Below are 6,338 nucleotides of genomic sequence, written 5' to 3' on the forward strand. Positions count from 1 at the left end.
CCAAACTTCCCGGCCTGTCTGATTTCTTATAATCTGGCAGGCCGTGTTATTATTGCATTTCAGTATATTTAGACAGGAAGAGTATTTTGACTACTGACACTCATACTCTGCACATTGAAGAGATTCTGGAACTTCTGCCACACCGTTACCCGTTTTTACTGGTCGATCGCGTGCTGGACTTTGAAGAAGGTCGTTTTCTGCGCGCAGTTAAAAATGTCTCCGTAAACGAGCCGTTCTTTCAGGGACATTTTCCGGGCAAGCCGATTTTTCCAGGCGTGCTGATTCTGGAAGCCATGGCTCAGGCCACCGGCATTCTGGCATTTAAGAGCGTGGGTAAACTGGAACCGGGCGAACTGTATTACTTTGCGGGTATCGACGAAGCGCGCTTTAAGCGTCCTGTCGTGCCTGGCGATCAGATGATCATGGAAGTGACCTTTGAGAAAACCCGCCGTGGTCTGACCCGCTTTAAAGGCGTGGCGCTGGTTGACGGTAAAGTGGTTTGCGAAGCGACGATGATGTGTGCGCGTAGCCGGGAGGCCTGATACGTGATTGATAAAACTGCCTTTATCCATCCTACTGCCATTGTGGAAGACGGTGCCGTTATCGGTGCTAACGCTCACATTGGCCCGTTTTGTATTGTGGGACCTGACGTCACGATTGGCGAAGGTACCGTACTGAAGTCTCATGTGGTGGTGAATGGTCACACGACCATTGGCCGCGACAATGAAATTTATCAGTTTGCTTCCATCGGGGAAGTTAACCAGGATCTTAAATACGCTGGCGAACCGACTCGTGTGGAGATTGGCGATCGCAACCGCATCCGCGAAAGCGTCACCATTCATCGCGGCACAGTACAGGGCGGTGGATTGACGAAGGTAGGCAGCGATAACCTGCTGATGATCAACGCCCACGTGGCGCATGATTGCACCGTTGGTAGCCGCTGCATCCTCGCCAATAACGCAACACTGGCGGGTCACGTCTCTCTGGACGACTTTGTCATTGTCGGCGGCATGACCGCTGTCCATCAGTTCTGCATCATTGGTGCGCACGTGATGGTTGGCGGCTGTTCTGGCGTTGCACAGGACGTTCCTCCTTACGTCATCGCTCAGGGCAACCACGCCACGCCTTACGGTGTTAACATCGAAGGGCTGAAGCGCCGCGGATTCACCAGAGAAGCGATCATTGCCATTCGCAATGCGTATAAACTGTTGTACCGCAGCGGTAAAACGCTGGAAGAAGCCAAACCGGAAATTGCTGCACTTGCAGAGCAACATCCTGAAGTAAAACCGTTCTATGACTTCTTCGAACGCTCTACGCGTGGTCTGATTCGTTAATGGCTGAACGTCCGCTAACGATTGCCCTGGTCGCCGGAGAAACCTCCGGCGATATTCTTGGTGCCGGCCTCATTCGTGCTCTGAAAGCCCGCATTCCCAACGCCCGTTTCGTCGGGGTTGCCGGGCCGCGTATGCAGGCTGAAGGCTGTGAAGCCTGGTACGAAATGGAAGAGCTGGCGGTGATGGGCATTGTTGAAGTGCTCGGTCGTTTGCGCCGTCTTCTGCATATCCGTGCAGACTTAACTCGCCGTTTTACCGAACTCAAACCAGACGTTTTCGTCGGCATTGATGCGCCTGATTTCAACATTACCCTTGAAGGCAATCTGAAAAAACAGGGGATAAAAACCATCCATTACGTCAGCCCGTCCGTCTGGGCCTGGCGCCAAAAACGTGTTTTCAAAATTGGCAGAGCCACCGATCTGGTGCTCGCGTTTCTGCCTTTCGAAAAAGCGTTTTACGACCGATTCCATGTTCCCTGCCGCTTTATCGGCCACACCATGGCAGACGCCATGCCGCTGGACCCCGATAAAAACGCCGCACGAGACACGCTGGGTATCGCCCATGACGTTCACTGCCTTGCGCTGCTGCCAGGAAGTCGTGGTGCAGAAGTGGAAATGCTCAGTGCAGATTTCCTGAAAACGGCGCAACTGTTGCGAAACCACTACCCGGATCTGGAAGTGGTGGTTCCCCTGGTGAATGCAAAACGTCGTGAACAGTTTGAGCATATTAAAGCGCAAGTCGCGCCTGACTTACGTGTCCATATGCTTGATGGCATGGGCCGTGAAGCGATGATCGCCAGCGATGCGGCGCTATTAGCCTCAGGCACGGCTGCTCTTGAATGCATGCTGGCGAAGTGCCCGATGGTTGTAGGTTATCGCATGAAGCCGTTTACTTTCTGGCTGGCGAAGCGTCTGGTGAAAACCGACTATGTTTCGCTGCCGAATTTACTGGCGGGCCGGGAACTGGTGAAAGAACTTTTGCAGGATGAGTGTCAACCGCAGCAGCTTGCCGAAGCCTTGTTGCCGCTGCTGGCCGATGGCAAAACCAGCCACGCCATGCATGACACCTTCCGCGAACTGCATCAGTTGATTCGCTGCAATGCCGATGAGCAAGCAGCTGACGCGGTGCTGGAGTTGGCACAATGACAGACGTATTTATCTATCCGCATACCCATCTGGTTGCGGGTGTTGACGAAGTTGGGCGTGGCCCCCTGGTGGGTGCGGTGGTGACTGCCGCGGTGATCCTCGACCCTGCTCGTCCCATTGTGGGTCTGAATGACTCCAAAAAACTGAGTGAAAAACGCCGACTGGCACTGTTCGACGAGATCAAGGAAAAAGCGCTGAGCTGGAGTCTGGGCCGCGCGGAACCGCACGAGATCGACGAAATTAACATTCTGCACGCCACCATGCTGGCGATGCAACGTGCGGTGGCCGGTCTGCATATTCAACCGGAATATGTTCTGATCGACGGTAATCGTTGCCCGACACTGCCCATGCCTTCTATGGCTGTCGTGAAAGGCGACAGCCGTGTCGCTGAAATTAGCGCTGCCTCAATCCTGGCGAAAGTTTCTCGCGATGCGGAAATGGCAGCACTGGACCAAACTTTCCCTGAGTATGGCTTTGCTCAACATAAGGGATATCCAACGGCTTTCCATCTGGAAAAGCTGGCTCTGCATGGCGCCACCGAACATCACCGGCGCAGTTTCGGGCCTGTAAAACGCGCTCTGGGCATTGTTGCCTGATTAAGTAAAGCGGGATCTGAAGATGGCTGAACCACGTTTCGTACACCTGCGGGTGCATAGCGACTACTCCATGATTGATGGGCTGGCGAAGACCGGGCCGCTGGTGAAAAAGGCGGCCGCGCTCGGCATGCCTGCACTGGCGATCACCGATTTCACCAACCTCTGCGGTCTGGTGAAGTTCTACGGTGCGGGGCATGGCGCGGGTCTTAAGCCGATCATTGGTGCGGATTTCCACGTGCAGAGTGAAGTGCTGCCCGATGAGCTGACTCAGTTGACGGTGCTGGCCGCCAACAATGAAGGCTACCAGAACCTTACCTTGCTGATTTCTCGCGCCTATCAGCGTGGCTATGGAGCGCAAGGGCCTTACATCGACCGTGACTGGCTGGTTGAGCTGAAAGAGGGGCTGATCCTTCTGTCCGGCGCGAAGATGGGCGATGTTGGCAGAGCTTTGCTGCGCGGCAATCAGGCGCTGGTTGAGCAGTGCGTTGCCTTTTACGAAGAACATTTCCCGGATCGCTATTTCCTTGAGCTGATCCGTACCGGGCGTGCGGATGAAGAGTCTTATCTGCATGCGGCGGTTAAACTGGCTGAAGAGCGCGGTCTGCCCGTGGTGGCGACCAATGACGTGCGTTTTATTGATGCCGGTGATTTTGACGCCCATGAAATTCGCGTTGCGATTCATGACGGCTTCACCCTCGACGATCCAAAACGCCCACGCAACTACTCGTCACAGCAGTACATGCGTACTGAAGAAGAGATGTGCGAGCTGTTTTCCGATATCCCGGAAGCGCTGGCGAATACCGTTGAGATAGCCAAGCGCTGTAACGTCACCGTGCGTCTGGGTGAATACTTCCTGCCGCAGTTCCCGACGGGTGACATGACCACCGAAGATTTCCTGGTGGTGAAATCGAAGGAAGGGCTGGAAGAGCGTCTTGAGTTCCTGTTCCCTGATCCTGCCGTGCGTGCTGAAAAACGCCCTGAGTACGACGAGCGCCTGGACATTGAGCTGCAGGTTATCAACCAGATGGGGTTCCCGGGTTACTTCCTCATCGTAATGGAATTTATCCAGTGGTCGAAAGATAACGGCGTGCCGGTAGGCCCGGGCCGTGGTTCCGGTGCGGGCTCACTGGTGGCCTACGCGCTGAAAATCACCGATCTCGATCCGCTGGAATTTGACCTGCTGTTCGAACGTTTCCTTAACCCGGAACGTGTCTCGATGCCCGACTTCGACGTTGACTTCTGCATGGAGAAACGCGATCAGGTTATTGAGCACGTCGCGGATATGTACGGGCGTGAAGCGGTATCGCAGATAATCACCTTCGGGACCATGGCGGCAAAAGCAGTTATCCGCGACGTAGGCCGCGTACTGGGCCATCCCTACGGTTTTGTTGATCGCATTTCCAAGCTGGTGCCGCCCGATCCGGGCATGACGCTGGCCAAAGCTTTTGAAGCTGAACCGCAGCTGCCGGAAATTTACGAGGCTGACGAGGAAGTTAAAGCGCTTATCGATATGGCGCGTAAGCTTGAAGGCGTCACCCGTAACGCCGGTAAGCACGCCGGTGGCGTGGTTATCGCCCCGACGAAAATCACCGATTTCGCACCGTTGTACTGCGATGAGTCAGGTAACCATCCGGTTACCCAGTTCGATAAAAACGACGTGGAATACGCCGGGCTGGTGAAGTTCGACTTCCTCGGCTTACGTACGCTCACGATCATCGACTGGGCGTTGAAAATGATTAACCCTCGTCGGGCAAAACAGGGGCTGGAGCCGATTGATATCGCTGCCATCCCGCTCGACGACAAGAAAAGCTTCGACATGCTGCAACGCTCGGAAACCACCGCGGTCTTCCAGCTTGAATCGCGCGGCATGAAAGACCTGATCAAGCGTCTGCAGCCGGACTGTTTCGAAGATATGATCGCTCTCGTGGCCCTGTTCCGTCCGGGCCCGCTGCAATCGGGGATGGTAGATAACTTTATCGACCGTAAGCATGGTCGCGAAGAGATTTCCTATCCGGATGTGCAATGGCAGCACGAAAGCCTGAAGCCTGTACTGGAGCCGACCTACGGCATTATCCTGTATCAGGAACAGGTTATGCAGATTGCTCAGGTGCTTTCGGGTTATACCCTTGGCGGCGCGGATATGCTGCGTCGCGCAATGGGTAAGAAAAAGCCGGAGGAGATGGCCAAGCAGCGCGGCACCTTTGAAGAGGGCGCGATCCAGAACGGCGTCGACGGCGAGCTGTCGATGAAAATTTTCGACCTCGTAGAGAAATTCGCAGGTTACGGTTTTAACAAATCCCACTCTGCGGCTTATGCGTTAGTTTCTTACCAAACGCTGTGGCTGAAAGCCCACTATCCGGCCGAGTTTATGGCGGCGGTCATGACCGCGGATATGGATAATACTGAGAAGGTCGTAGGCCTGGTGGATGAGTGCTGGCGCATGGGGCTCAAAATCCTGCCGCCGGATATTAACTCCGGGTTGTATCATTTCCACGTCAATGACGATGGCGAGATTGTTTACGGCATCGGCGCAATCAAGGGCGTAGGTGAAGGCCCGATTGAAGCTATTTTGGAAGCACGTAACAACGGCGGTTACTTCCGCGAGCTGTTTGATCTCTGCGCGCGCACCGATATCAAGAAACTGAACAAACGCGTGCTCGAGAAGCTGATCATGTCCGGAGCCTTTGACCGGCTTGGCCCACATCGCGCCGCATTGATGAACTCGCTTCCTGATGCGCTCAAAGCCGCCGATCAACATGCGAAAGCCGAGGCGATTGGCCAGGCTGACATGTTTGGCGTTCTGGCAGAAGAACCCGAGCAGGTAGAACAGTCTTACGCCAACTGCATGCCATGGCCAGAGCCAGTGGTGCTGGAAGGCGAGCGCGAAACTTTGGGTCTGTACCTCACCGGTCACCCGATTACGCAGTATTTAAAAGAGATTGAGCGTTACGCTGGCGGCGTAAGGCTTAAAGATATGCATCCGACCGATCGTGGTAAAATGACCATGGCGGCGGGGCTTGTTATTGCCGCGAGGGTTATGGTCACCAAGCGCGGCAATCGCATCGGCATCTGTACGCTGGATGACCGTTCCGGGCGTCTGGAGGTGATGTTATTCACCGACGCACTGGATAAATACCAGCAATTGCTGGAAAAAGACCGCATACTTATCGTCAGCGGACAGGTCAGCTTTGATGACTTCAGCGGGGGTCTTAAAATGATGGCCCGTGAAGTGATGGATATTGACGAAGCCCGGGAAAAATATG

5 protein-coding genes are annotated in these 6,338 nt (G+C 54.6%); all 5 read left to right on the plus strand.

What is annotated here, in order from left to right:
• The first annotated feature begins 86 nt into the window (after positions 1-86).
• The gene (gene fabZ / locus ACRCWW_RS10870; RefSeq protein WP_007373234.1) at positions 87-542 is read left to right on the plus strand and encodes a 3-hydroxyacyl-ACP dehydratase FabZ; all 456 of its coding nucleotides are present in this window, start codon (positions 87-89) and stop codon (positions 540-542) included.
• A gap of 3 nt (positions 543-545) precedes the next feature.
• Positions 546-1,334: an acyl-ACP--UDP-N-acetylglucosamine O-acyltransferase gene (gene lpxA, locus ACRCWW_RS10875; RefSeq protein WP_438682433.1), complete on the plus strand. Its 789-nt coding sequence runs from the start codon at positions 546-548 to the stop codon at positions 1,332-1,334.
• Positions 1,334-2,479 carry a lipid-A-disaccharide synthase gene (gene lpxB, locus ACRCWW_RS10880; RefSeq protein ID WP_438682434.1) on the plus strand — a complete coding sequence of 382 codons (1,146 nt, stop codon included), beginning with the start codon at positions 1,334-1,336 and terminating at the stop codon, positions 2,477-2,479. Before lpxA ends, lpxB begins: the two co-directional genes overlap by 1 nt.
• A complete protein-coding gene (gene rnhB, locus ACRCWW_RS10885) occupies positions 2,476-3,075 on the plus strand; it encodes a ribonuclease HII (protein WP_438682435.1) in 600 nt (199 codons plus the stop codon). The genes lpxB and rnhB overlap by 4 nt, the downstream gene beginning before the upstream one ends.
• A 22-nt stretch (positions 3,076-3,097) precedes the next feature.
• A partial coding sequence (gene dnaE, locus ACRCWW_RS10890; protein WP_438682436.1) for a DNA polymerase III subunit alpha occupies positions 3,098-6,338 on the plus strand: 3,241 nt, incomplete at its 3' end.

The sequence above is a fragment of the Scandinavium sp. genome, assembly GCF_051650185.1.
GTDB lineage: Bacteria > Pseudomonadota > Gammaproteobacteria > Enterobacterales > Enterobacteriaceae > Scandinavium.